This window comes from Pseudomonas cyclaminis (genome assembly GCF_015163715.1).
Lineage (GTDB): Bacteria > Pseudomonadota > Gammaproteobacteria > Pseudomonadales > Pseudomonadaceae > Aquipseudomonas > Aquipseudomonas cyclaminis.
In genome coordinates this window covers 1-25,305 of record NZ_JADDUM010000079.1, presented here as the reverse complement: position 1 = coordinate 25,305, position 25,305 = coordinate 1, and the positions used below count along the sequence as shown (strand labels likewise).

18 protein-coding genes and 5 pseudogenes are annotated in these 25,305 nt (G+C 55.4%); 6 read left to right on the top strand and 17 right to left on the bottom strand.

What is annotated here, in order from left to right; translation table 11 throughout:
- The 8 genes and pseudogenes from IQK56_RS11830 to IQK56_RS11795 form a co-directional block, all read right to left on the bottom strand.
- On the bottom strand, nt 1-1,551 hold a 1,551-nt coding region (locus IQK56_RS11830; protein WP_193861865.1), incomplete at its 3' end, for a TonB-dependent siderophore receptor.
- A gap of 75 nt (nt 1,552-1,626) precedes the next feature.
- Nucleotides 1,627-2,583, bottom strand: coding sequence for a FecR domain-containing protein (locus IQK56_RS11825; protein ID WP_193861864.1), 957 nt, complete (start codon nt 2,581-2,583; stop codon nt 1,627-1,629).
- Nucleotides 2,580-3,101: a sigma-70 family RNA polymerase sigma factor gene (locus tag IQK56_RS11820; RefSeq protein WP_193861863.1), complete on the bottom strand. Its 522-nt coding sequence runs from the start codon at nt 3,099-3,101 to the stop codon at nt 2,580-2,582. Before IQK56_RS11820 ends, IQK56_RS11825 begins: the two co-directional genes overlap by 4 nt.
- 185 nt (nt 3,102-3,286) lie before the next feature.
- Nucleotides 3,287-3,862 (bottom strand): NADPH-dependent FMN reductase, encoded by a 576-nt coding sequence (locus IQK56_RS11815; RefSeq protein WP_193861862.1) that lies wholly within the window; start codon nt 3,860-3,862, stop codon nt 3,287-3,289.
- A gap of 147 nt (nt 3,863-4,009) precedes the next feature.
- Nucleotides 4,010-7,083: pseudogene (locus IQK56_RS11810) on the bottom strand (efflux RND transporter permease subunit).
- Between the two features lie 3 nt (nt 7,084-7,086).
- Nucleotides 7,087-8,181 (bottom strand): efflux RND transporter periplasmic adaptor subunit, encoded by a 1,095-nt coding sequence (locus IQK56_RS11805; RefSeq protein ID WP_193861860.1) that lies wholly within the window; start codon nt 8,179-8,181, stop codon nt 7,087-7,089.
- Nucleotides 8,174-9,586: an efflux transporter outer membrane subunit gene (locus IQK56_RS11800; protein WP_193861859.1), complete on the bottom strand. Its 1,413-nt coding sequence runs from the start codon at nt 9,584-9,586 to the stop codon at nt 8,174-8,176. The genes IQK56_RS11805 and IQK56_RS11800 overlap by 8 nt, the downstream gene beginning before the upstream one ends.
- Before the next feature lie 137 nt (nt 9,587-9,723).
- Entirely contained in the window at nt 9,724-10,452 is a 729-nt protein-coding gene (locus tag IQK56_RS11795) for a nitroreductase family protein (protein ID WP_193861858.1), read from the bottom strand.
- A gap of 98 nt (nt 10,453-10,550) precedes the next feature.
- Between IQK56_RS11795 and IQK56_RS11790 the strand changes: the two genes are divergently transcribed.
- Nucleotides 10,551-11,162, top strand: coding sequence for a TetR family transcriptional regulator (locus tag IQK56_RS11790; protein WP_193861857.1), 612 nt, complete (start codon nt 10,551-10,553; stop codon nt 11,160-11,162).
- A 325-nt stretch (nt 11,163-11,487) separates the two neighbouring features.
- On the opposite strand, the gene IQK56_RS11785 is transcribed toward IQK56_RS11790, so the two are convergent.
- The 8 genes from IQK56_RS11785 to IQK56_RS11750 all read right to left on the bottom strand — a co-directional run bounded on the left by IQK56_RS11785 (nt 11,488) and on the right by IQK56_RS11750 (nt 22,149).
- Nucleotides 11,488-12,462, bottom strand: a complete 975-nt coding sequence (locus IQK56_RS11785) for a fumarylacetoacetate hydrolase family protein (protein WP_193861856.1) — start codon at nt 12,460-12,462, stop codon at nt 11,488-11,490.
- 84 nt (nt 12,463-12,546) lie between these two features.
- Nucleotides 12,547-13,614: a 2,4,5-trihydroxytoluene oxygenase gene (locus tag IQK56_RS11780; protein ID WP_193861855.1), complete on the bottom strand. Its 1,068-nt coding sequence runs from the start codon at nt 13,612-13,614 to the stop codon at nt 12,547-12,549.
- A gap of 136 nt (nt 13,615-13,750) precedes the next feature.
- The gene (locus IQK56_RS11775) at nt 13,751-15,106 is read right to left on the bottom strand and encodes a DUF1329 domain-containing protein (protein WP_193861854.1); all 1,356 of its coding nucleotides are present in this window, start codon (nt 15,104-15,106) and stop codon (nt 13,751-13,753) included.
- Nucleotides 15,107-15,116: 10 nt separating this feature from the next.
- Nucleotides 15,117-16,979 (bottom strand): DUF1302 domain-containing protein, encoded by a 1,863-nt coding sequence (locus IQK56_RS11770; protein WP_193901708.1) that lies wholly within the window; start codon nt 16,977-16,979, stop codon nt 15,117-15,119.
- 191 nt (nt 16,980-17,170) lie between these two features.
- The gene (locus IQK56_RS11765) at nt 17,171-18,637 is read right to left on the bottom strand and encodes an SLC13 family permease (protein WP_193861853.1); all 1,467 of its coding nucleotides are present in this window, start codon (nt 18,635-18,637) and stop codon (nt 17,171-17,173) included.
- Nucleotides 18,638-18,777: 140 nt separating this feature from the next.
- Entirely contained in the window at nt 18,778-20,361 is a 1,584-nt protein-coding gene (locus IQK56_RS11760) for an FAD-dependent oxidoreductase (protein WP_193861852.1), read from the bottom strand.
- 65 nt (nt 20,362-20,426) lie between these two features.
- Nucleotides 20,427-21,338, bottom strand: coding sequence for an alpha/beta fold hydrolase (locus tag IQK56_RS11755; protein WP_193861851.1), 912 nt, complete (start codon nt 21,336-21,338; stop codon nt 20,427-20,429).
- Nucleotides 21,328-22,149, bottom strand: a complete 822-nt coding sequence (locus tag IQK56_RS11750; RefSeq protein WP_193861850.1) for an alpha/beta fold hydrolase — start codon at nt 22,147-22,149, stop codon at nt 21,328-21,330. The genes IQK56_RS11755 and IQK56_RS11750 overlap by 11 nt, the downstream gene beginning before the upstream one ends.
- A gap of 346 nt (nt 22,150-22,495) precedes the next feature.
- Here IQK56_RS11750 and IQK56_RS11745 point away from each other — a divergent pair, with 346 nt between their 5' ends.
- Entirely contained in the window at nt 22,496-23,176 is a 681-nt protein-coding gene (locus IQK56_RS11745) for a TetR/AcrR family transcriptional regulator (protein WP_193861868.1), read from the top strand.
- 358 nt (nt 23,177-23,534) lie between these two features.
- Here the strand turns inward: IQK56_RS11745 and IQK56_RS31125 are convergent.
- Nucleotides 23,535-23,762 (bottom strand): annotated as a pseudogene (locus IQK56_RS31125) (lysozyme family protein); the annotation flags it as partial.
- On the opposite strand from IQK56_RS31125, the pseudogene IQK56_RS31120 reads away from it, so the two are divergent.
- The 4 genes and pseudogenes from IQK56_RS31120 to IQK56_RS11730 form a co-directional block, all read left to right on the top strand.
- Nucleotides 23,758-23,835, top strand: a pseudogene (locus IQK56_RS31120) (TIGR03756 family integrating conjugative element protein); the annotation flags it as partial. The pseudogenes IQK56_RS31125 and IQK56_RS31120 sit on opposite strands and share 5 nt — an antisense overlap.
- Nucleotides 23,832-24,708, top strand: a pseudogene (locus IQK56_RS11740) (hypothetical protein). The pseudogenes IQK56_RS31120 and IQK56_RS11740, both read left to right, overlap by 4 nt.
- 3 nt (nt 24,709-24,711) lie before the next feature.
- On the top strand, nt 24,712-25,020 hold the full coding sequence (locus IQK56_RS11735; RefSeq protein ID WP_193861849.1) for a hypothetical protein: 309 nt from the start codon (nt 24,712-24,714) through the stop codon (nt 25,018-25,020).
- A gap of 10 nt (nt 25,021-25,030) precedes the next feature.
- Nucleotides 25,031-25,305, top strand: a pseudogene (locus IQK56_RS11730) (conjugal transfer protein TraG N-terminal domain-containing protein); the annotation flags it as partial.

Genomic DNA, 25,305 nt, shown 5'->3' with positions numbered 1-25,305 from the left:
GTGATGCCCGGACGCATACGTAATGCTAACGTTTGGCTCGGAAACGCTTGTCTTGGAGTTCCAATTACGTACGTCAATTCCTCGTACGTAATTCCGGATGCTTCCTCTTGCTAGCGCGTAGGATGAGTTGTCCACTCTCTCCATTCCCACCAACAATTGTTGGTCTCGCCCCATAAAGCTGAACGGGCCATCTGCGGCCAGACTGTAGGAGGATTGATCGCTTCCGCCACCATCTCCCTCCGTGACCTGCACGTTCATAAGATAAGGATTAGTCGTGCTGGCGCGCGAATTGAAGACCTGTTTGAACCCTTTATTGTCTAGGTCGAAATCGGTATGCGTGGCGGTCATCTTGACCTTCCAATCATTGTCAAAAGCGTACTGAAGCTCGCCAAATGATTGAAGATTTGATCGGTTCCAACGACTCCAAGAAGTCCCAAGGTAAGTGCTTCTGGAAAACTTGAGCGGTGAGCCATCAAAATCCGCAGGCAACCCTCCCCATGATCCAGTCGCATCCAGATGGGTGTATTCGATTCCCCCGGTCAAAGTAGTGCGGTCATTAAGATCGGCAGCTAGAACCGCATAAAGAACATTTTTACGTTCCATTCGCGAGTCTTGGAAAGAGTCTTTATCGTCATGTACCGCGATCACTCTTCCACGTACAGCACCATCGCTAGAGATGGGCCCTGATACATCTGCAACGAAGCGTTGATGATCCCATGAACCTGCGGTATAGCTTCCCGACGCATGGTGTTCATAGGTTGGACGCTTACGCACTATATTTACAGTTCCAGACGGGTTGCCTGCCCCCCGCAGCATGCCGGTCGCCCCTCTTAAAACCTCCATGTGATCGATAACCGCCGTATCACTCTGAATGTACGAGCCCCCTCCGCTGTTCTGCACAACCGTGGCCCCGTCGTACTGAATCGCATCAATGGCAAAGCCACGGGAGTAATAATCCACACGCTCACTGTCTGTGTAATCCACGACTATGCCAGGTGCTTGGGCGAGAGCGGTCGTCAGGTCTGTGACATTTTGATCCGCCAGCTGCTGCTGGCTCAGGACGGAGACTGATTGAGGGGTATGGCGGAGTGTCTGCGCTGTTTTACCAATGGTCACCTCACCAGTTGTGTAAGAGCCTGTACCTTCGGTGACGGCTCCAAGTGCTTGACCGGTAATATTGGTAGCTCCCAACTCCAGTGTGCCTGAAGCTGAAACAAGGACATAACCATCTTCACTAGCTTGGGCACGCAAGCCACTGCCCTTCAATACTTGAGCAAATCCATTGGTTAAGGAGTAATTGCCTATCAGGCCTCCGCTTTTTAAGTTTTCGACCTGTTCGCTACTGAATGAGATCGCGATACCAGACTCTTGAGCAAAAGAGGTCAAAACACTGTTGAGCGCCCCAGCTGCGATCTCATAACGCTTTACCAGCTCATGATTATTGATGACGTCGGCCGCATCTGCTGGCAGGCAGATGAGTGCGACATGAGTCGCGAATGCCAGGGCTATTCTGCAAATTGCAAATGAGCGTGGGTGACGTTTTGAAGACATGTTCCGTTTCTCCAGAAAATATTGACTAGTCCAAGGACGTGCCAAAAAGAAAAACTGGAAGGTGGCGACAGCTTTTTAATCACCGGACTTCAAAGTTACTCGGGTTACCCAAGGGGTAAATTGGCGAATTTCGATGGGTAGGCTCCGCGCTAACAGACGCAATGCGCTGTCGCTATCGTCTGTCGGAAGCACCGCATTGACCTCGATGCGTTGAAGGGCTTTACGGTCAAACCAAATGAATCCAGCCCTGTTACGGTTCAGTTGGTCTAATACAAGGCTTAAGGGTTGATGATCAAATAGCATCTGATGCTGGGACCAAGCGATTTCTAACGTTCTAGAGTTAACAGGTCGTAGCTCACCAGGCCCATTAGCATCGAAACGCACCTGCTGGCCAGCGTGAACTTCAACATCCTGACTGGCACTTTTAACCACGGTGCGGGATTCAATCATCGCCAGCCGCGTGCCCTCGCTATCCAGGTCGACCACAAAACGAGTGCCGAGTGCGCGAATGGTTGCGTGATCGGTAACCACCTGAAACGGCCGATGCAGGTCCTTAGCAACACTCACAAGCACGCTGCCTCTAAGTAGACGCACACTGCGAGTCCTGGAATCAAAATCTACGTTGATAGCCGATTGACCATCAAGGCTGACTTGGCTGCCATCCACTAACGTCTCGGTTCGCCATTGCCCATTGCTTGTCTCAAAATCAGGCAGGAATATCTTTTGTGTAAATTGGTACCAAGCGACTCCTAATGGAAGCGTTAACAAACTTGTCAAGGCAATGACCTTTACCACCTTTGGCAGGCAGGATTCTGGGAAGACCTGTTTCAACGCATACCGAGCCACGTCGGCTGGCAGGTCGTGCGGCAAAAACATACCCCGTTCCAACCGTTCGATCGCCGTTACATGCTGCGGGTCTATCTTGAGCCAAGCTTCGAAATCGGCACGTTGAGCTTCATCTGCCTCACCATCCAGGCGAACCAGCCACCGCGCGGCCTCCCGCAAAATTGTTTCTGGTAGCGGTGATTTCACAGTGAGCGTTCATTAACTGCATCGCAGCAAAGCAGCGCATCAATCAAATATGTCTGCACACTTTTGGTTGATACATTTAGTTTTTTGGCAATGTCCGAATGACTCAGTCCGTCAAGATGTCGAAGCATGAATGCCTGTCGAACCCGAGGTTTCATGTTCGCCAAAACATCGGTGAGTCGTTCGAGGGTCTGAAGCGCGAGAGCAATTTGCTCCGCAGATGGAGCATGCTCCAACTGCTCAACGCATACCGTCAATGCCTCTAAATATGCCTGTTCGAGCTTTAACCTGCGGCTACCGTCTATCAAAACGCGCCTTGCAATGGTGGCCAAAAATGCACGAGGCTCAGCAGGGGGAACATAAGCACCCGCACGCAGCAATTTTAGGAAAGTATCCTGCGCCATGTCCGCAGCATTGTGAGGGCAGTGCAGCCGTCGATGAAGCCACCTAATAAGCCAGCTGCGGTGGTTAACGTATAGCGAGTCCAAAGAGTCGACAGGAGCATGGAAATGAGTGTTCATCGTGCCGACACGCTAATGGGAATGATTCTATTTTATAGTGAATTGTCGATGGCTTGCAATATCTCCCGTCAGTACTCCAACGCGTTGCTAATGCTGGATATAGCAACTTCATGAGTTGAGAACACGAAGAACGAGCGATGGGGTCAGTGGCTTTAGTTAAGCTCAAATCATCGATCCACGATTAACTATGGCGCGTTTTCGATTGCGATGATTGCAATATTCAGTTCTGTTAGCGCTTTCTCAATGGAGGCCAAGTGATCAATAGCGTCTCGCTCAGGCTCAAAAGCAACACCCTCGCGAATAACAGCCTCCGACAACGTGATGGCTGGAGACGTATGAACCGTTCGCATCTTGACTGACGCCATTACTTGCAGAAGCTGCACAGCGCACTTTCCTCCCCCGTGCCCGCCATAAGTGACGATCATTGCAGGCTTTTCTCGCCATTCTAAATACAGGTGGTCAATGGCATTTTTTAACACCGCCGGGTAGCCCCAATTGAACTGAGGTGTCACGAAAATAACAGCATTGCAACTTTTGATTTTTTCGCTCCAGGCTCGAGTATGTTCTTGGATATAAACGCCGAGCGCCGGTAGGCCAGGCTCATCATCCATCGGAAGCCTCCAGTCCGCGAGGTCAATTATTTCGTAATCTGACCCGGTCATGCCGCGCCCAATGTCTGCGACCCATTCAGTTACTTTGGGGCAAATCCTGCCTGCCCGCGTGCTCCCCATAATCAATAATATTTTCGCTTCAGTAGCCATCTTTTTCCTCAATTTGCTTCAAATAATGATCCGTTTGGGGCTGCTCGCCCCTCCACGAAATGCCCCTCATTCTAAGGCAGGCCCTAGTGGAAACGCAGCGGGATGACGATCAATTCCCCGCAAAAGTTTTATCGAACTCAGCTCAATTTACCGTATCGGAAGTAACTGAGCCCGATAACGAAGCCTGCCGTGTAATGTATGTTGCAAATCATTAAAGAAAGTGAAGGCTACCGGTACTACCAGCAAACTTAACGCCGTTGAAGTGATCAACCCACCAATCACCGCGATAGCCATGGGCTGACGGAAGCTGGCATCGGCACCCAGGCCAAGTGCAATCGGCAGCATCCCGGCGATCATGGCCAGGGTCGTCATGATGATCGGGCGCACGCGTTTATGGCAGGCGTTGACCAATCCTTCACACACGGACAAGCCTTGTTGCTGGACGCTCATCACGGCGTACTCGACCAGCAGAATCGAGTTCTTGGTGACGATGCCCATCAACATCACCAGGCCAATCATGGATGGCAGACTCAGCATACCTCGCGCCACCAGCAAGGCGACGAAAGCACCGCCCACCGACAGCGGAATCGCAAAAAGAATGGTCAACGGTTGGAAGAAGTCACGAAACAATAGGACCAGCACGCAGTACACACAAACGAGTCCGATGAGGATCGCCATGCCGAAGCCATCCATCAGCTCGGTCATAAGCTCTGCGTCACCGGTTTCGATCAGCTTGACGCTCGAAGGCATGGACTGGATGGCCGGCAGCGCCTTCGCAATGTCAACAGCCTTGCCAAGCGGCATGTGACCCAGGTCAGCGGTGACCGTTGCGTATCGGCGTCGATCGTAACGATCGATTTGGGTAGGACCGCTCTCCATCGTCAGGCTCGCGACACTTGATAGAGGAATCAACCCGTCGCGGCCACGTACCCGAAGATTGGACAAGGTTTGCAGGTCCTGGCGGACGCTGTCGGGAATGCGCACCTGAATCGCTATTTGACGATTGTTCAGATTGAGTTTGGCCATCTGCGCATCAAAATCGCCGTTGGTCGCAATGCGCACGGTTTCACCCAGAGTCGACGTGCTGACACCGCGCTCGGCAGCCTGCCGGTAATCGGGGCGTACCACGATCTCGGGGCGCTCCAGGCTGGCGGTGGAGATAATATTCGCCAGGCCCGAAACATCGCGCAGTTCCCGCTCCAGCGCTTGAGCCGTGGCCTTGAGCGCCACGGTATCGTCACTGGCCAGAATCAGCGATATTTTCTCCCCAAGTCCACCTGTCCCTAAGGAAAAACGCGCGCCGGGCACATCGCGCAGGGCCGCGCGTATGTGGTTTTCGATGTCTGTCTGGCTTGGGCGAGTGTCACGGGGAGAAAGGACCAATGTCATCGTAGCCCGGCGCAATTCCGCAGCCTGGGTCTGCCCACGCCCCGCCGGCTGGGAAACTCCCACAGTGCTCATGATATGTTCAATCCCCGCGATACCTGTGATTGCATGGCTGACGGCTTGCGTCGTGGCGAGGGTGGCCGCCAGGCTGCTGCCAGGAGGCAGTTCGACATTGATGTTGCTGTAGCCCTTATCGGAGGCTGGAATCAGCCCCGTCTCCAGTAGCGGAATCATCGCCACCGAGGCAGCGAAAACAAGGACAGTGCCCAACAAGGTCAGGCGTCGATGGGTGAGGCACCAGCGCACACAACTCAGATAGCGCCGCATCAGCGCGCCGTCCTTTGCTTCCATGGGTGCGGCATGGGTCTTGAGCAGATAGGCTGCCATCATAGGCGTCAGCACGCGGGCCACCAGCAGTGACGAAAGTACTGCGACCACCGCCGTCCAACCAAACTGTTTGAAGAACAGGCCCGGTACACCGCTCATCATGCGGTTGGCAAGAACACCACGACTAACGACAGGGTGGTTGCCATGACCGCCAAGGCAATTTCGGTGACGGCATCACCGGCGGCCTGTTTAATGGGTTTGCCCATCCGGCTATGACGCTCAATGTTTTCAATCTCGACAATGGCATCGTCCACCAGAATGCCCACGATCACCGCCAGTGCGAGCAAGGTCAGCGTATTGAGGGAATAGCCGAGCCAATTCATCACCAGAAACGTCGGCAGGATCGACAAGGGCAAAGCAGACGCCGAGATCAAGGTGGCACGCCAGTCTCGCAGAAACCAAAAGACCACCAGCACGGCGAGCAAGGCCCCTTCGTAGAGCATGTGCATCGAGCCTTCATATTGCTCGTGGGTGAAATCAACCGTCCCGGACACCTTGGTGAAGGTCAAAGAAGTATCGGCAGCACGTAGCTTTTCGAGTGCGTCCACCACCGCTGCCTCGAGGCGGGTTTCATCGAAGCCCTTGGCTCGGAATAACCTGAAGCCAACCACTGGTTTGCCGTCAAGTGTGGCGATCTGAGTGCGGTCGGCGTAGGTATCCTTGACCATAGCTACCTGATCCAGGTTGATGCGTCGGCCACTATCGAGTACCACCGGCAATGAAGTCAGTTCCTCGGCTTGGCGTACTGTGGCGATGGTACGCACGGCTTGCTCCACGCCCCCTACCTGGCCACGCCCACCGGAAGATTCTTGCTCCATGCTTTTTAAAGCTCGGGATACCTCGGCTGCTGTCGCGCCTTGCGCGGCCAGGCTTACCGGATCGACCTCAACCCGGACTTGACGCTGTACACCGCCGATGCGTTCAAACTTACCGATACCAGGAACGCCCAGTATCATCTTGTTGAGGACGTCATCCACGAACCAGGACAGTGCCTCTTCATCCATACGCGATGAGGCAACGGCATACAATAAAGTGGCCTCATCGCTGCCGACACGAACCGCACTGATGGACGGTTGTTCAAGGTCGCTGGGTAAATCGGAGCGCACCCTGTCGACGGCATCCTTGGTCTCGATCAAGGCATCAGACAGTTTCTTTTCCAGGATAAATTCCACGTTGATGGTCACGAGCCCATCAACGATGGAGGTGCTGATGTGCTTGATGCCGGACAACGTGGTCAGGGAGTTCTCCACCTTGCGTGCAACTTCCGTTTCCAGCTGGGCGGGGGCGGCCCCCGGCTGTGTCAGCGAGATAACCACGGTGGGCAGGTCAATGTCCGGCATGTTGGCGATGGGCAGCGCGCGAAAACCAAGGATGCCGGCCAAGGACAGCAAGATAAACAGGAGGATGGAGGGAATGGGGTTGCGGATCGACCAAGTTGCGAAATTCATCGTCTACTCCTTTGCGGTAACAGGCGACTTGCCAATGTGGACACGATCGCCCTCGTTCAAGAACCCTGCACCTTGCACGATCACGGTTTGCCCGACGTGGATGCCGGATACGATCTCCACCTCGTGGTCTTGCCGCCGTCCCACCGTCACCGGCTGCAAGGTGACCCGATTGTCGTCGAGCATCACTGGCACGTAGCTGCGACCGTCCCTGATCACCACGCTCACTGCGGGGACGACGACGGCCGAGCTGTCGGAAAGATCGATCCGCCCTCTCGCATACATGCCGGCACGCGCCGAGCGGGATGAATCGATGTCGGCGTAAGCGATGCCCAAACGTGTCTGGCTGTCGAGGCTTGGTGCTAGCTCGCGAACCACGGCGGTAGCTGAGGTGCCGTCGGGAAGCTCCAAGATGACACTTTGGCCATGCTTTACCTGGGCCAACTGTGCCGCGTTCAGCTCACCCCGCCACTCCAGTCGGCTTTGGCGGATAATGCGAAACAACTCTTGCCCGTTACCGTACACTGCCCCAACCGTCGCGCTGCGTGCGCTGATCACCCCGTCATCCAGCGCCGTCACCTTGGCGTAGCGCAATTGCAATTGGGTGCCAATGAGCAGCGCCTTGGCCATATCGGCTTGGGTTTCATACTGAAGCACGTCCTGATCGCTGATGCCGCCGGTACCTTTCAACTGCTGGGCTCGCTTTCGGTTCGCGTCTGCCTGCTGCCAGGACGCCTTGAGGCGAGACTCATCGGCGCGTAGCAAATCTGCATCAAACGTCGCCAGCAACTGCCCACGCTTCACGCGGTCACCCACGTTAACGAGTATCTCGACCAAGCGCAGATTTGCGACTTGAGAACCAATCACTGCCTCTTCCCAAGGCATCACTGCACCACTGGCCTCAAGGCGAGTTGGCCAACGGCTCATTGCTGCGGCTGCAACGGTAACCGTCAGTGCAGCCGCCGGTTGGCTGGATGCTTGAGGCGCGGAGGTGAGAGAGGTGAATGGAAGCAACGCGATCACTGTCAAACTCGCGCACAGCGCTACGACGCACTTGAACTTGTGACCGAACAGCAGCGACAGAAAAGTCCACTTATTCATGGGGTGGGGTATCCGCAGTGAGGGCAATAGCGCCGCCGGTGGCTTTTACGAGGGCGATCCAGGCTTTTGCCTGGTCGCGACGGGCGGAAATTTCCGCATCCTGTGCCGACGCGAACTGTCGACGACTGTCTTCCAACTCAAACAGGCTGACAGCGCCGGCTTTCCACTGGGCATCGGACGCCTGGAAGGTGGTTCTGGCGGCGATGACACCTTCCTGGGTAGAGGTCACCCTGGATGTTGCCGATGTCTGCGCGGCCAGGGCATTTTCTACGTCCTGCGCAGTGACGCGCACGGTACTCTGCAAGTTGGCGGCGGCACGTCGATAACGCGCCTGCGCACCTTGGACGTTCGCTGCCCCCGCGCCACCATCGAACAGACTACCGGTCAGGCTGGGGCCGATGGACCAAGTGTTAAAATCCAGAGTGGACCCGGCGGCTCGGACCCATTGCCCGGTCAATGCCGCAACGAGATCGATGCGCGGCAGACGGTCGGCGCGGGCGACTGCTATATCTGCCCAGGCGGCTGCCGTTTCCCGTTCAGCCGAGATAACGTCGGGATGCAATGCCAGCACGGTTGCTGGTAACTCGAGAACTTCCTCCGGTGCCTGAGGCATGAACACCCGCTCGTCATTACGCGTTTGCGGTGCGATGCCGACCAAGAGGCGCACTTTGTCAGCCTCCACACCGCTTAATGCTACAAGTGCGTTCACTTGGCGGGCGCATTGATCGACTTGGCTCGCAAGGCTGGTGCGCGAGGTGGAGAGGCCTGAAAGTATCCGTGCCTCGTCAACCGGTGCCGCAAAACCGGTTTTCAAGCGCAATTGGGTTAACTCTAGTGTTTTTTCACGGGAGCGGATGTCGTCGACCAATACGCGGCGCGAGTTCTCACAGGCGCGCAGTGAAAGCACGTCATTGGCGATGTCGGCTGCTAACGTGAGACGCGTTGAAATCGCATCGGCAGTGCGGGCATCTAGGTGGTTTTGCGCGGCTTTTACCGATTGGCGAATGCGCCCAAACAAATCCAGCTCCCAACTGAAGTCTGGCCCTAAGGAGGCAGACGTACTCAACGCCGTTACGCGGGTGCTGAAGGGCGAGGTATTGCGGCTTTTCTCGCGCGTGAGGCTGGCATTTACATTAATAGCCGGCATAGTCGCAGCATCATCCACACCTAACGTTGCCCTGGCCTCATCAACGCGAGCCAATGCCTGGAGCAGTGTCGGGTTGTCAGCGAACGCCGCTTCGGTCAACGAATCGATGGCGGTATCTTTCAGAGGCCTCCACCAACGCTCCCTCAGTAACGGGTTTTGCCCTGGCGCTGGGAAAGTGCCTGCCGACCAGGCAGCAGGCGTGCGCAGGGCCGGTTTGACATAAGCTGGCTGCAAGGCGCAGCCCGCTGACACCGACATGGCGGCAACCAAGGCGCAGATAGACAGTCGGTAAGAGGTGTCACACTGAAACAGGCGGGCACTGCACTGGTATCTGAAAATCATTTTGGCTGACCGAAAGTAAAACCACGTTGAGCCGGTACCCCGGACGTTTTCCTTCAGTGCAAAACAATGATGTCTGATAAGGGGTTGCGCCAACGCTCCTCGATTCTTGCGTCGTCCGCGCGATACCCCAGTGCGATCACCAGCGGAATGACCGAGCCCCGCGGCAGTTGCAGCAGGTTGCTGACCTGAGAGGCGGAAAACCCCTCCATAGGGCAAGAATCGATGCCTTTGGCGGCAGCCCCAAGCATGATGGTCTGAGCGGCGAAGATCGCATTACGCGCTGCCCACTGACGGCCGCCCACATGCCCTATCGGAATCAGTGACAATGACGGGCGAATGAGCGCCGCGAGCGCAACTAGGGGCGACCATAAAACCGACGATCCCACCCCGAGGATTTTCTGGAACATCCCTACTTGCTTGCGGTAATAGGCTTTCGAGTCCACGCCCAGCACCGATGAGCCTTCGACATGCGCGAGCTGCGCCTTGGCGGTGCGCAGGCCAAGTGCGGGACTGGCGACAATCACTACAAACTCTGCGGCAGATGCCGCCGCTTTCTGCCCATTGCAGGCCAGCGCCATACGGACTTGCAACGCCGGATCACGGATCCAGTGCAGCTCATAAGGCTGCATATTACCGCTTGAGGGCGCATAGGCCGCCTCGGCGAGCAAGGCATACACCTCACCTTCTGGAATGGGGGTTGAGTTGAACTTTCGGATCGCTCGGCGAAAGCGATTGGCGGCTTGGAAGCCGTCCCATGGACGCACGAAGTCTTGTGTATTCATGATGCAATCACTCTTGAGTCGTGAAGAACATTGTGTTTTCACGACTCAAATAGTAAGTTAAAACTTACATTTCCTAAACTCATGTTCTGGAGTGCTTAGTGAGCAACAGTCGATCAAGCGTCAAGCCCAGGAAACTCCCGGCCCAGGCCCGTTCTCGCGCAACCGTTGAAGCGATTGTTCAAGCGGCGACTTACATTTTGACCAAAGTTGGCTGGGAAGGCCTGACGACCAACGCCATTGCAGAACGCGCAGGCGTCAATATCGGTTCGCTGTACCAGTTCTTCCCCAACAAGGAGGCGGTGATCGTTGAGCTACAGCTACGCCATGCTGCCGCAACGCGCACTGATTTGCTCAAAGCGCTACAAATCTTGCCGGATCAGCCCACTCTCCGAGAGGCGCTGACCCTGATCGTCGAGCTGATCGTCGCCGAGCACCGCGTAGCGCCCGCGCTGCACAAGGCCATTCATGAAGAACTGCCACGCACCGTCCAGATGGATGAAGAGAAAGATCACCTGCAACAGCAGTTCTCTATGGTACTGAGGCCGTTTATGAAGAACGTACCCGACCCGGATCTGTCGATCTATCTGATGGGTATCGCAGCGCATGCGATCATCCACACCGTCACTGCCGATAGGCCAGAGTTGCTAGGTAAACCAAGCTTCGTTATAGAGGTTGTAACCTTACTTGATAACTATCTTCGTAGAGTTTGAGATTGATGCCTCTTTTCATGACATTGGTGATTGCCTCAGAAAGCATATTCGCCCATATCACATCACATACTGGTGAATAGCCCTAAGCTTGTAGGTGTTAGATGACCGCTTGTGGCCGGTTTCTACCGTCGCCACTTTCAGCTTCAGATCGACCGCTTCCTGTTGCCTCCCGGCTGCGGTAAGAAGATCGCCATGCCATGCATGCGAAGCAAGGTTGTAAAATCGATCACAAACGAGGGGGAGGCAATGAAAAATTATTTCGTGAGGTATTCCAATATTGCCTCCCAACAGCTTGCCCACCGACTGCAACTCGTCCGAACTGTGCCTACTCAGCTGGACTAGCCAACCACTTCTCCTCGACCACTACATTGCGCTGAGTTCCCAGATTGATCTTGCCGTCACTGCTACGAATGCTCGCCTCGACGACATCGCCGACCTTTAGATACTGGTCTCGACCTTCCTGGGCCTTGAGGAAAAGCTTCCATTTAACGGCTTCCGGAAGCAGGGCAGCGATCCGCTGCTTTGCCGGTGAGGGCACTGCCAACGCGCAACCTGCGGGTGTACCAGTAGCAATAAGGTCGCCGGGGTTTAAGTTTTGCACGCTGGAGAGCTCGCTCAAGGTCTGCGCCGGCCCGAATACCAAGTTTGCACTGCTGTCGTTCTGACGAACCTGGCCGTTTACGCTGAGACTCAATTTAAGGTCTTTAAGATAGGTCATTTCCTCCTTCTCAAGGAGGCACAAATAGGGGCCGACTGGGCCGAAAGTGCGGAAGCTTTTACCTTTGTAGAACTGCATTTGTGGGATCTGGATATCGCGAGCCGAGTAGTCGTTAACAATCACCACCCCGGCAACGTACTCATGCAGGTTGCTATCGGTAACCGCCACTGTGCCGGTGATGCCACGCTTGAGCACCAATCCCAACTCCACTTCATAGTCGAGAAAGCGCACTGCGAGCGGTTTTATTAACTCGCTATCGGCGGCGACAATGCAACTAGTGGCTTTGGTGAAGATCATATTGAAGTTTTTGGAATCTGGATCCATGCCGGATTCGATCATGTGCTGCCTGTAATTGGCGCCCTGGCAAACAAACTGCTGCCCACTGGTAATCGGCGGTAACAGCGTGACATCGGCCAAACTCAACTGGCCGTCCGGGAGCGCGGCTAGATCGGCCAAATTCACATTACTAACCAGCTCGCCTGTACTGGCGAACTCGCCTGGTATTTCAGCGATTTTCTCGTTGCGAATTACGCCCCACTGGGCACGATTCTGATGCACGAAACGCAATACATATACTGCCATGGCAGAGGCTCCAGACTGTTATTGACGCCAGCGGCATCAAGGTACGGATTATCAAACTGACCAAGTTAGATGGGCGGGACACGATCAGCCAAATAAGCGTGCCAAGGTGATCATTTTGCGTATGGTCAGATCCGGACAATGCCGCAGGTTGTGCAGTAACGCACGGACATTGATCAGATTTAATTTGGGCTTTGTAAAGCTCCTAGGAATGCTTTGGCCCCACTGGGCCAAATGTTCCTTGCTAGTACCGTGCAGCTCTGTGGGCTGTTGCGCTGTGAACACGTCACCATCGCAGTAGTGCTCATGTTTATCGCCCCAAGGGTCTTGCCAATAGTCGAAAATTTGGCTTCCCAAAATATGCCGGCCGATACCCCAGGCATGTGTCCAACCGCGCTCCCTAAGCACACGCTGGCCCATGCCAACGGCATCGATATCCACCACTTCGAATGCACTGTGGCTATAGGCCGACATAAAGCCTTGCGCTAGCGCTAGGGTGTGGTGGTCAGCCGGTTTGTCACCCAGGTCCAGTCGCATAAATGCGACTGCAGGGGAGCCGTCGTCGAGAACATGCACATCGCTGGGAATAAGCCCGAGATGCTGGGTGTACCACGCACATGTGGCTTGATAATGGGCGACCTCTAGCACCACATGACCCAGCTTAAGTATCTCGGGTGCGGCAGCAGGCGCGCGTTGCGAAGCATTGATTCGCAGCAAGTCCTCCGCTAGGTTCAACGTCAGCGGATTGCGATGCGGTAACGTGAAAACGGTTGCTTGTCCAAAAACTGCTTCAACGATGAAACCAGCGGGATCACGCAACTTTACCCGCTCACCGCCCCCCGGATAGGGAGCGGCTTCGACGTTCGACGCACCGGGTAATGCTGCTAGGCGAAAGAGATCTTCCCGACTGGCCACCATAAAACCGAAACCGACAAACGCCGCAGTAGCGGCTCGCTCAACGCGATAACAAAATGGCGAGCTGTCCGTACCGCGCAGGTACAAAGTATGTTCAAAACGGGCACTAACTGTGAGACCGAAATCGCTCAGAAACTGTTCCGCCTTGGCCAGGTCAGGCCGTTGAAAAAGTAGGTAAGCTAAGCGTTGAACTTTGACTGTTGGCTGCACGCTACGCATTGGCTGCGGCGTCTTGAGCATCAGTGGGGCTGGGCAAACTGTCATTTGTTTGTCCTCCGACAAAAAAAGGGCCGCCTTTAGCAGCGGCCGAGGTCTCCGGCAAAGGCGCCTTCGACGAAGTAGCGTTCTTCACAATGCGAGTTCTAGTACGCTCGAACTAACGAACTCCGGAGTTTCGAAGTGCCGTTGGGGTGTACTCAGCGGCGAGCACTGAGAAGCCAAACTCAATAGGTTGCTGTTCTTCATTTCGCATGCCCGAAACGATGTACCGGCCATTGATCAAGTCATACACTGCCTCGACCCCAAGCCACGGAATTTGACGGTCGTAACGCGGGGACATATAGCCCTCAGAAACCCGCCATAAGGTATCGCGAGCGTCGTACTGATCAGCCAAGGCGATCTGCCAGGTGTCCTCATCGACGTACATCACACGTTTTGCGTAAATGTGTCGCTGGCCGGGTTTGAGGGTCGCTTCCACCACCCAGACGCGGTGCAACTCATAGCGGGTAAGGTCGGAATTCACGTGTCCCGGCTTAACCACATCGCTGTACTTGAACTGTGGCGACTCGAGCTTGTAGCTGTTGTAGGGAATATAGATTTCCTTCTTCCCTAACAGCTTCCAGTCGTAGCGATCCGGCGCACCATTGAACATGTCAAGGTTGTCGGCCACACGCTGGCCGTCGGATGCGGGGTATGGGCCGTCATACGCAATTTGTGGGGCTCGGCGAACCCGGCGTTGACCGGCGTTGTACACCCAAGCCATCCGCGGTGTTTTCACTTGGTCGATAGGCTCATGCACAAGCACAACGTCACCGGCCAATCGCGCGGGTGATGTCACAAGCTGCTTATAATAAAACAGCACATTGCCGGGGTTGCTCGGATCGAAATCTTTCACTTGCTCGCGGTAGGCGAACTGCTGGTTAAAGTACACCGGCACAAAGGTGCCATCTGCCAGTGGAGTGGCTTGCACATGAGTACGTCGCGCACTGCCGCCGCGGTATCGGGTGATGTGGTTCCACATTACCTCCAGCCCATTTTGTGGGATGGGAAACGGCGTAGCGGTATCAAAGTTTTCTAGTCCATTCCCATCTGAAATCAAGGTGCTGTGAACCGCATTCCGGGCGATCGCTTGGTAAATTTTCTCTGGAAAATTGGCACTGCGGTGAGTGGGGTAAACCGCGATGTGATAGCTGTCCGGATAGCGCTTGAGCATGGCTACTTGGCCTTCACTGAGCTTGCTCTGATACTGCGCCAGGTTTTGCGCGGTGATGGTGAGAACCGGCTTTTCGCCCGCGAATGGATCACTGAGAGCGCCGCTGCTATCTGCAGTACCAGCATCCTTATTGAGGCCCCCGGTCCAGGCCGGAATGCTGCCATCGGCATTGCCGGCGCGCTCGGCGCCAACCGGCGTAAGGGTGGTGGCCAACTTGGCGGCCTCGCTAGCTGGTACAGCGGCTTGTGCGACGACAGCCATAAGGCTAAGGGCGCCCAGTAACGTATGGGTGGTTTTCATAGTTTTACCCTCAGAATGACACGCCGAAGCTCAGGGCTACGAAGTCGCGGTCAATGTTGACGTTGTAATCGCCACCAAAATAATCGGTGTACGACAGGCTGGCGTTGTAGGTGTTCAGGTAGGTGGCATCCACGCCCAGGCTGATGGCTTTGGAGCCTTCGTTGAAGCCGGGTTCCGGGCCATAACCCGACACGTCGTGAGACCAAGCAGCATTAGGCCGTAAAGCCACGCCAGGTATCAGGTCGCTGTAGTCCAGCACAGCTCGAAGTCGGTATCCCCAAGAGGTTGGTGTGCCGAAACCGTTGTTTTCACAGTTCTGCGGCGCTCCGCTGTTGGTGGCTTCAGTGCACAAGGCGTTATCGGCCAGAGCACCCTGTCCGTATGAGGTGCTGCGGCCGTAGCGCAGGCCGCCTCTTCCTTCAAGGCCGCCAATGTGGGTTACCCCTACCTCACCTACTACGGTCAGCCGGTCGGCTCCCCACACCTGATCAAAAAAGTGCGTCGCTGTAACTTGGGCTTGGGTCACTTCTTTCCGACGGTAACCGGTCAGTTCGGCGTTGTTTGCCACAGCCACAGCGCCCGACGACAGCACCGGAGACAGATCCTCCTCGCCAACGACGGCAGTCACCAGGTCGATGGAATTAACTTGAACCGGTAGATTCGGGCGATAACTGATTTCGCCGGACAACGTTGTGCCGGTGGGCAAGCTGGTGCTGAAACTAAGGCCATAAAGACGGATATCCTCCGGGTACTCCGCGAAATAACTGGAGCTGCCCAAGCGGTAAGCCTGCGCGAGACTCTGACCGGTTTCCGAGGCCAGGAATCCACCACAGCCGGCTGGACCAATGCCCAAATTCCCGCATAGGTCTTGAGCGAAGCCAGTGTCGGCGGTATGCGGGCCGGACGTTGCGCTGAAGTAGGCTTGGCGGCTGTGGTAGTTCATGAAATAGGCGCCAAACTCGCTGTCTAGCTCCGGCGCAAACCAACGCAGCGCAACGCCCCACTGGCCATCGTCACGGGCATCCCGATCACCGACTCGTGGCATTTGAATGCCCTCGGACGTCAGATTGATACCTAACGGTTTGAGCGCTGCTTGGGCAGCTGCGTTCTGCTCTAGGTCTGGCCCGGCACGCAGGCCGTCGCAACCGTCGGCTATGATGTCGATCTGCGAGAAAAACGTGCCGCAGTTATCGACCACTGTCTGGTCCCACTCCAACTGATAAAACGCTTCGGCCGACAGGTTTTCCGTAAGGTTCTGCGACAGGTAGAACATATTCACCGGAATCAAACCTTCCTTGATCTCGGAGCCCGGCCGGCGAAAGGATGCAGCGTCCATGGGATTGATGACGTTGATACCTCCTTGAATAAACGTGCTCTCGCCCCAGCTCACTACCTGCTTGCCAACGCGCACCGTGCCGGGAAGATCACCAACCACGTAGTTGTGATAGACAAATGCATCAAGGATTTGCGCACCGGAAGACTGAGCACCTTCTTTGCGATTGTGGTCATCGACGTCTTTGAACAACCGGTTTTCGTCTTTGAGCTCGAAGTCGTACCAATACTTACCTCTTGCAAATATGCCGGAGTCTCCATATTTCAATTCGAGATCGTGAATACCTTTGAACACTTTGGAAAAGGTCTCGCCTTTTTTGAAATTCCGGCGACCGTCGTCCGAACTGGCACTATTAAGTAAACCGGGATTCGGATCATTGGTTGACCAACCGGCTCCTACCGATAAGTTCGAATCGAACTGACCCTCGATCTCTCCAATACTGAACGACACAGCCGATGCCGACTGGCTGTTTACACTTGCAACAAGGCTTATGGCCAAGGGCAACGCGGCCCGATGCCAGGGTGGGTTTTTATTGCTCATTTCGCTTACTCTCTCTTGTTTTTTTTATGGTGCGTTAAGCGCGCTGCTGCACTGGTTTTGCGAAATTCAGGGCGCAGCAACCCCTACAAGCCATTGCCGAAACAAAGACTGGTATTGGATTTACCAACGGTTATTGCCGAAGGATTAAAGGGTCACAGGGAGCTATCCCATGGGTTGGACGAAAAAACGGTTCATATCAGCCCTAACTGCCGCCACCACAGATAATCCAGCGGAAACAGTACCAGGACAGTGATCAACGCGACGGCTAGAAACAGCTTGGTTGCATCTTTCAATCGGACGCTACCCATAGTCATGGCCAAGATAATCGGTGGGCATTGATACGGAAAAAGCAGCAGGCCAAACGCGGGAACCTGCAGCATCAAGATAGAGTTGAGGCTTAGTCCACTCGCGTTGGAAAACTCGCTGGCCAGTGGTGTTAACACGGCTGGCAAGCTGGGAAGTGTGGTGATCAGGCCAATACCTGCACCGATCGCGGTCAGCGAAGCTGCCGCCGCTGCCGGGTGGTCAGGAGAGATGGCCGTCCAGGTCAAAAGACTACGACCCAGCGTGAAACCGATGCCGCTGTCGGCGACCACTGCGCCCAGGCCGAGAAAGCCGGCAACGTAAATGAGCGGAGTAATATGCACACCGTCGGTTAAGGCTTTGGTGCTGATGATGTTCATGGCTGGCAACAGACAAACGATGGCTGCTCCAAGCGACACCCAGGCCGGAGATATCCCGTGAATGAAGTCGGTCATATACAACAGTACTGAAAATGCCAGCACCCAAAACAGACGCTGCTCTTCGCTACTCAAGCGATGCCCTTTACTTCGAGCAAGCGGCTGGCATGGGCGCGACTCAGGAAACAAGTAGGTGATCACCACCACAATCACCAATGCCTTTAAAACTCCCAGAATCGGAAAGTGGGCGAGCAGGTAACTGCCATAGGAGAGATGTATGCCATACATGGACTCGGCCGCGCCCAATAGCACGCTATTAGGAAGGTTTGCGGGCAAAATTGCGGTGGGCGGCATATAGCTAGAGGCAGCTACTGCCAGAACCAGACCGGTGTGGCCGTTGGACCCGGGTTCGAACCCAAGCTCCTTGGCCAAGGCCAAAACGATGGGCGTGAGCAGCAGGATACGGCCCGTGGTGGACGGCATCAGAAACGCCAGCACGACGGATACCAGTGCCACGCGCAGCAGATAGCCGTTATATGCTTGCGTTTTACCGCTGAAAACTACCGCAGCAATCCGGGTACCCAACCCAGTGGTTTTTATCGCCACACCCAGCACGCTGCCGCCGAACACCAACCACCAAGCGGTGGAGCTGAACCCGGAAAACACCACGTCTGTAGGAGCTATGCCGAACAGTACGACCAGCAGAAAAAAGAACAGCGTAGGCGTTGGTTCATCCAACAAGCCAAAGGCCCAGGCGCCCAACGTAAACCCAACCACCAGCGCCGCCTGCAAGGCTTTGATCGGCAACTCCGGGGGCAACACCATCCAGTAAGCCCCGACCAATAATCCAATCAGTATCGTGTAAAAAACCGATACCACGACCGCTTTGCCTAGCAGTGGGGGGACAAACGCTTGAACATCGCCAGCATCTAGAGATGCAGGGGGGGTGGCGCGATAACTAGAGGTTGATCTTTTCAAGGTCAGGTCCTTGTGCAACGCCCCCTGCTGTCTTTTTCAGGGCGTATGGGCGCCTGCGCAACGCAAGCTTTTATTTTTTTCAATTCGGACTTCGTCCCCCTGATGACAGGGGGTGTGAAAACTCAGCGGCCGTAGTTAGCTCAAGCTGGAGCACCCACGTTTTGAACGCCAATGTCGCTGAAGTAACGCTCAGCCGCCTTTTGCCAGTCCCGCGTTGCAATTCGGGCGATGTAGCCATCAGGGCGGACCAGAACGGTCACGTTTTCGCTGCTGTCGATGCCATAAGCCATCCGGGCATGCAACTGGTCATCGGCCAGGTCATTGGGGCGTTGCTCGTGCTGCTCGATATGGTTGGGTCGAATAGCAATAACTTTCAGCAGCCCCTCTTGAACAGCGAGACGCTGAGTAGTAGCGATGGCTTTTTTGCCAAATGCAAGCAGAGTGAAATGAGTACCTTTGAATGCATCAAACAAAGTGGTCGCACCCTGCGAGCGGTTAGAGCACGGCGCGTCGGGTGCGCGGTCCCCAGCCGCCAGCATTCGCGTTCTGGCAGTTGAACCACGGCTCAACGAACTCTCGCGGTAGTTGATTTGAAGTTGGCGCTCGGCATCGCCACGGGTGAGCTTGGGCATACGCACTTTGCTCACCGAATTGAATAGCTGGCTGGAAATTTCCAATACCGCAGCGGCCACCGGCATACGTTCTTCCTGGTAGCTATCGAGTAACGAGTCCGAGCCACTTTCAAGCATGAGGGCCAATTTCCAACCGAGGTTGTAGGCGTCTTGCACACCGGTATTAAGCCCTTGTGCACCTGCCGGGGTGTGAACGTGAGCTGCGTCACCGGCGAGTAGTACCCGGCCAACTCGATACTTCTCCACCAGCCGTACGTTGGGGCGAAACAAGGACAGCCAGCTGGGGCTATGGATGCGGATATTTTTGTTGCCAGTGACGGCGAGCCAGCGCTGTTGAATCGAGCTTTCCGAAAGTTCTGGATCCTGTTCGGACGGATTAATCTTGATCATGATTTGGAACAGGTTGGTATGCGGCAGCGGGCAGAGACCTATTAGTCCACCCCGCAACGACGGCCATACGTGCCAGTTGTTTCGCCCCAGCCCTTCCACATGTACATCTCCGACAATCATTCGGCCCTCCTGAGAAGTGGTGCCGATAAATTGCACGCCCAATTGCTTGCGCACGAAGCTGCGGCCGCCATCAGCACCGACCACATACCGGGCCCTGATAGTACTTTTTACGTCGCCAGCGGTGATCTGTACCACAACCCCGTCTGCGTCTTGTGTCACCCCCAATGCCTCAGTACCCCATTCCACCTCGCCGCCGAGCTCCCGCAGTCGATTACGCAAGATTTCCTCGGTTCGCCATTGCGGAATCAGGCAAGTGTTTGGGAACGGGACATCCGGGGTTTGTTTACGGTGTTTGATCATCGACCACTCAATGCCGATTATCGGCAAATTGAGCTTCATCAAGGGGTATTTGGCCCCGCCTCGAAGGATGGCATCGGCGACTCCCAGGTCATTAAACACTTCCAAGGTGCGAGGCTGGATGCCCTTGCCGCGAGAACCATTAAAGGGAATAGGGGCCTTTTCAATAACGCGACTTTTAATGCCTCTGCGCGCTAGATCGCACGCCAAGGTCAAGCCCGTAGGTCCAGCACCAACAATCAAAATGTCGACTACTGCTGGGTTAAAATCCTGGATCGAATTCATAAAAATGTACTCAAGGAAAAAGCTCAAAAGGAGCGAGTAAAGAGGGGGGCGGCTGGTTCGCGGAGTTAGTCACTTCGACGCAAAGGGCCAACCCCATTTATGAAGTCCACGACTATTTCGCAAAGCGCTTTTGGACGTTCTAAAGGCGCCATATGTCCGCATGGCAACACAAAGGATTTGACTGGTTTAAGCAGTTCCTGCGCTTCTTTAAATTGTGAAATAGGCGTGATCCGATCTTCGTCTCCCCAACCCAGAAGGATCGGAATCTTCAACTGCTCCGCTTTGCGAAAGAGCGCCTGCCGCGCGACAAGGGGGAAGTTCCTCAAAGTCGAAAGCAACGAGTACATCGTGCCTTCGTAGTCCAAAGCATCAAGGATCATGGCTTTCAGGTACTCAGCGTCAGAGGCCGACTTCACGTTTTGGCTGACGTGGGAAAGAATGGATCTACGCGCGAGGTTACGACCGAACACTTCAGCCACTATCGGCGCCTTGGCCAGGCGTGCGGCCAAGGGTGTTCCGTTGGCTAATCCTGCAGGACCAACGAGAGTCAATGTTTTGGGTTTGAACTGACCTTCGGGCAAGGCCATGGTAATCAGCGCACCCATCGACGTCGCAACGATATGGCTAACCTCTGGCACCTCCAGCTTGCTAACAAGCTCGGTTAATTGCCGGGTAAACAACCCCTCGTCATAAGCCGCCTGTGCCCGATCGGAGTAACCACGCCCGTAAGCGCTGTATGCCAAGGTGCGAAAACCTTGTTCGTGCATGCACTTGGCAAATCGATCCCAGTAAAACAACGGGATGGTCATGCCGGGTACCAGTAGCACCAACTCTCCGTTTGCCGGGCCGGCAAGTTCGTAGTGGGTCGCGCCGTCGGACAACTGCACAAAGCTGCCACGCAGGCTCTCTCTGGCGCGGGAATTCAGCGTTGAAGACTCACCGTTGGCGATAAAGTAAGTTAGGTTTTTACGCGTCATACGGCACCTGGAAATTCAGAATTGACTCAATGATTTCCTGAGGTGCCTCTTCCGGTAGCAATCGCCCTACACCGGTCAGCACTATCTCCTTGCTACCAGGGATGTCCCGAGCAAAGTACTGGCCATCTACCTGCTCACCGCGCAGCACCAACGTAGGCGTTTTGACTTTCCTAAGCTCGGGCGAGCGATCACGCTGGTCCGTTCTGGCGAAGCTGATAAATGCCTCACGGTTTGCTGGAATTGCCATTAGGGCGTAAACCCGGTCGATGACCGCGTCGTCCAACACCGTGCGAGGACCGATTAGACTGTGCAAGTTTTTCGTGGTCGAACGACGGGAGAGCATTCGGCGAAGTACAAAGCGGCCAAACGCATTTCTTGCGAGGTGAAAAGCAGCCGGTAGTGATTTTTCCGGATAGCCCGTCGCATTCAGCAAAAACAAGAGCTCGACTTTATCCGGATAATCCAAAGCGAAATTCCAAGCGATGTTCCCTCCCAACGAATTTCCAACGAGCTGAAATTCCTTCAGCGACAGGCGTTCTACGAACTCATTAACAAAGCGCACAAAGGTTTCAATGCGATAGTCCTGCTCTGGCATTGGCGCGCTCGCACCGCAGCCAGGCAAGTCCAAACGCACCACCTCAAAATGCGCCTGCAGAGCCGGCAACACGCCATCAAAGCACTGCAACGAAGACCCGCTGCCATGCAGCAAGACGAGCACCGGACCACTTCCCTCCCGCTTGTAATGAACGCGCTTGCCGCCGATGACAATGAAGCGGGACTGCGCATCCAGATATGGGTGTTCTTCACGCATTGCTGGCCTCGACACTTGATGGAGAAATCGCCTACATTCACTTTATGGCTACAGTGTATCCATAAATAAGCTCGCGATGTCAACAGGGTTCACCCGGCAGGCGTAATTCCTTGGGATTCGTAGCCTCTTCAGCTAGAGATAGCCGCAGTGAGGTACCTTATGGCAGAGATCGGAGCCTTATTGGCTGGTTTGATGAATCAATGAGCGCTCTCAAGGAGCAGCAATAGGGGCTCGGCGTTTCGTATAAACTGCCGAACCAAATGTATGAATTTGATAAACGGCGAAACCTTTTTTGATGAGCACTGACGATCAAACTCCCATTGTTCCCGGCAGCCCTCAATGGTGGTTGAAGCAAGCCACACGCCAGCAGAAAACCGGGGCTCGTGGGCGCCCTTCACTGCCGTTCGACAAGATCATCAGCACAGCGCTGGAAACGGTCGAAGAGGTCGGCCATCAAGTGTTCAATATGCGCATGCTGGCTGACCGCCTGGAGTCAGGCACAGCAACGCTCTATCGGCACTTTGAAAGCAAAGACGAGATTTTTGCCTTTGTTGCAGACCGATTTCTTGGTGAGTTGCTGACGGATGAACCCGACTATTCACACCTGACCTGGCAAGAAGCCTGCGCCTTCTCGACCAGTCGTTTTTATAAGCTGCTTAGTGCCCATCCCAATATTGTGCCGTTGCTGGTGGCACAGATTCCCATCGGACCCAATGGCCTAGAGCTTCGCGAGCGTCTCTTGGCGATGTTTATCAACGCAGGCTTTAGCTTTCAACTCGCTGCCTCCGCCTATACGACCATTGCGCATTACGTGCTCGGGTTTGCCGGGCAACTGAATCCGATTGGGCAAAACCCGCAAAGCGCAGATGATGAATTGGGTGAGTTCTTTCAACTCCTCGACCCAAGCAAATTTCCCGTCACCATAAAGATTGCACCGCATTTAGCTAACAGCTCAATAAATGATGAGTTTCACTTCGGTCTGAAACTCATCATCTCGGGCCTGGAACATACGTTGAGCCATGCTTGAATATTGATAGTCGTGAGCGGCTGTACTGAGACGGGCGAAGGAGGCGTAACTTCGGAGCGAAGCGACCCCATGCTACAGACATTCGTTAACGCTACACGAGCCCTTACCAGTAGCGCCCCGAGTCATTCACCAAGGGCGCCACTGCATTTCACAACCTTACCTCCAGTCGAGTTGACGCTATCATCCTGCATACGAGCATCGGCCTCATAACTTCGCGCGATGTTCGCTAGCACTGCCGATGCCATCCCAACGCTGTAGCTTTTGAATAATTTTGCTGGCGAGTGGCTAGCTCTCTTTCCTGATCTCCCCCCTCTTGTAAAAATCGTGTAGTGACCCCACGCCGGTTGCGGTGGCCTATGGCAAAGCCGGCGCGGTAACGTGCGGCCGGCGTTCCTCCTGCCGGGCGGTGATAGCGTCCGGCAGCTGACACCCAATCACCGGTGACGGCGTGATGCTCTTGCAGCAGCGCGGCAGTTACGGCCAGATTGCGGTAGGGTTCGAGGGCTTCGCAGGGACTGGAAAAATGCTGTCCGTGATAACCCAGGTTGATTTGCCCAAGCCCGGCATCAACCCGCTTGGCGTGGCGTCCCTATAGCTGCTGCAAACGTGAGGGGCAGACCTTTCTGTTCAGTATCGACTTCGAAGGTGGTGCGTCATGAACCGGCTTCTCGCGCAATCATGGTTGGGCGTGATGACTCTGTTGCTCTACGGACTGCTCGCGATGGTCACGCCTACCCACGCCGCCGAGGGTGATTACCGCCTGGGCACCCAAGGCGAAGTACTCGACGACCGAGTGATGTACACCATTGGTGGTGGCTCGGCAGTCGGCTCACCAAGCTCGCTCTACCGACCCAGTGGTCTCGGTGTCGGCGGGTCCTGGCGAGCGAATATGATGTGCGGAAACATGAGCCTCACCAACACCCTGCAAAACCAGCTAAACGGTGTCACCGAGGGCTTCCAGCAGATCATGGGTAGCATCGTGCAGAACGCGACCCAAGCCCTGCGAAACCCTGCGTGCTACCGCTGGCAGTGGGTTAACGCCGCTGATCCAGGAGGCCTACAGCGAACGCCTCAAGGCCCTGCAAGGGCTGCTGTTGGGCTCACTGCCGCCTACCCCTGACAACCTGGCGAAAGCCTCCAGCCCGATGCTGCCGGTGACCCGTGGCGTGATTGAAGCTCTGCGCGACGATCCCGACCAGGATCTTTTGGCACGGCGCCTGGCCAGCGAGACGGCCTTGTCCAGCGTGCTCGACAAGGCACTGCTACTACTGCGCACGCTGCTGGCAGGCAGTCACGAACCGAACATCGCCTCCGCCGAGCCGGCCCAAACCGTCTTGACGAAAAACATCGACGCCCTGGAACACGATATCCGCCTGCTGCAGACCGAACTGCAGGTCCGGCAGATGCTAGCCACCAACACCGCCAGCCTGGTGCTCGATCGGCATGCCGGTGGTGCCGATGCTTCGCGCACCGTAGAGCAAGGCGACCCTGAACGGGGCCGACTCAATGACGCTGGCGCCAGGCGCAAGTGAGCCATGAAACGCCCACCGCTATTCACCCTGCTTTCAGGTCTGGGAATTGCCGCGGTGCTGGTCCTAGCCACCGTACTGGTTGCCTGGATAGGCCGCACTGCGCTGGGTAATTTCGAGGTCTGGCAGCAAGCATTCGAATCCACACGACCTTATCTGCGGTGGTGGCGTGCGCTGCTCTACGGCGCCCTCATTGCGCTCTGGTGGGATCCGCTTCGGCGCTACCGACAGCGACCGCAGGATCGAATGCGCGTGAAGTGTATCGGGGCATTAGGGTTCTTACTCGTTGCCTGCGTCGAACTCACCCGACTGTGAGGTTGTCACCATGCTCATGAGCACCAACAGCTACCTGGAGTTTTACCTGTCTCTGCTGGCCTGGATCATCAACAACGGCCTCTGGAGCGTCCTGTCCGACACTGGGCTGTTCGCTGCGCCCTTTGGTGCAATCATTTTGCAAGAGTGGTTGTCGGCCCGTCAGCAAGGCGCGGATGAAGGTAACAAGGGACTCCTCTCGGTACCGCGGATCGAGAACCGGTTGTGGCTGGCCTACATCGTCGTGTTGTTTGGTTGCGCGCCTGTGTTTCCGTTGAGCCTCTCGTC

Coding starts and splice junctions, on each gene's coding strand:
- IQK56_RS11820 (WP_193861863.1), bottom strand. CDS start 3,101: ATGAACACTCATTTCCATGCTCCTGTCGACTCTTTGGACTCGCTATAC.
- IQK56_RS11815 (WP_193861862.1), bottom strand. CDS start 3,862: ATGGCTACTGAAGCGAAAATATTATTGATTATGGGGAGCACGCGGGCA.
- IQK56_RS11805 (WP_193861860.1), bottom strand. CDS start 8,181: ATGAATAAGTGGACTTTTCTGTCGCTGCTGTTCGGTCACAAGTTCAAG.
- IQK56_RS11800 (WP_193861859.1), bottom strand. CDS start 9,586: ATGTCGGTGTCAGCGGGCTGCGCCTTGCAGCCAGCTTATGTCAAACCG.
- IQK56_RS11795 (WP_193861858.1), bottom strand. CDS start 10,452: ATGAATACACAAGACTTCGTGCGTCCATGGGACGGCTTCCAAGCCGCC.
- IQK56_RS11785 (WP_193861856.1), bottom strand. CDS start 12,462: ATGGCAGTATATGTATTGCGTTTCGTGCATCAGAATCGTGCCCAGTGG.
- IQK56_RS11780 (WP_193861855.1), bottom strand. CDS start 13,614: ATGCTCAAGACGCCGCAGCCAATGCGTAGCGTGCAGCCAACAGTCAAA.
- IQK56_RS11775 (WP_193861854.1), bottom strand. CDS start 15,106: ATGAAAACCACCCATACGTTACTGGGCGCCCTTAGCCTTATGGCTGTC.
- IQK56_RS11770 (WP_193901708.1), bottom strand. CDS start 16,979: ATGAGCAATAAAAACCCACCCTGGCATCGGGCCGCGTTGCCCTTGGCC.
- IQK56_RS11760 (WP_193861852.1), bottom strand. CDS start 20,361: ATGAATTCGATCCAGGATTTTAACCCAGCAGTAGTCGACATTTTGATT.
- IQK56_RS11755 (WP_193861851.1), bottom strand. CDS start 21,338: ATGACGCGTAAAAACCTAACTTACTTTATCGCCAACGGTGAGTCTTCA.
- IQK56_RS11750 (WP_193861850.1), bottom strand. CDS start 22,149: ATGCGTGAAGAACACCCATATCTGGATGCGCAGTCCCGCTTCATTGTC.
- IQK56_RS11735 (WP_193861849.1), top strand. CDS start 24,712: ATGAAACGCCCACCGCTATTCACCCTGCTTTCAGGTCTGGGAATTGCC.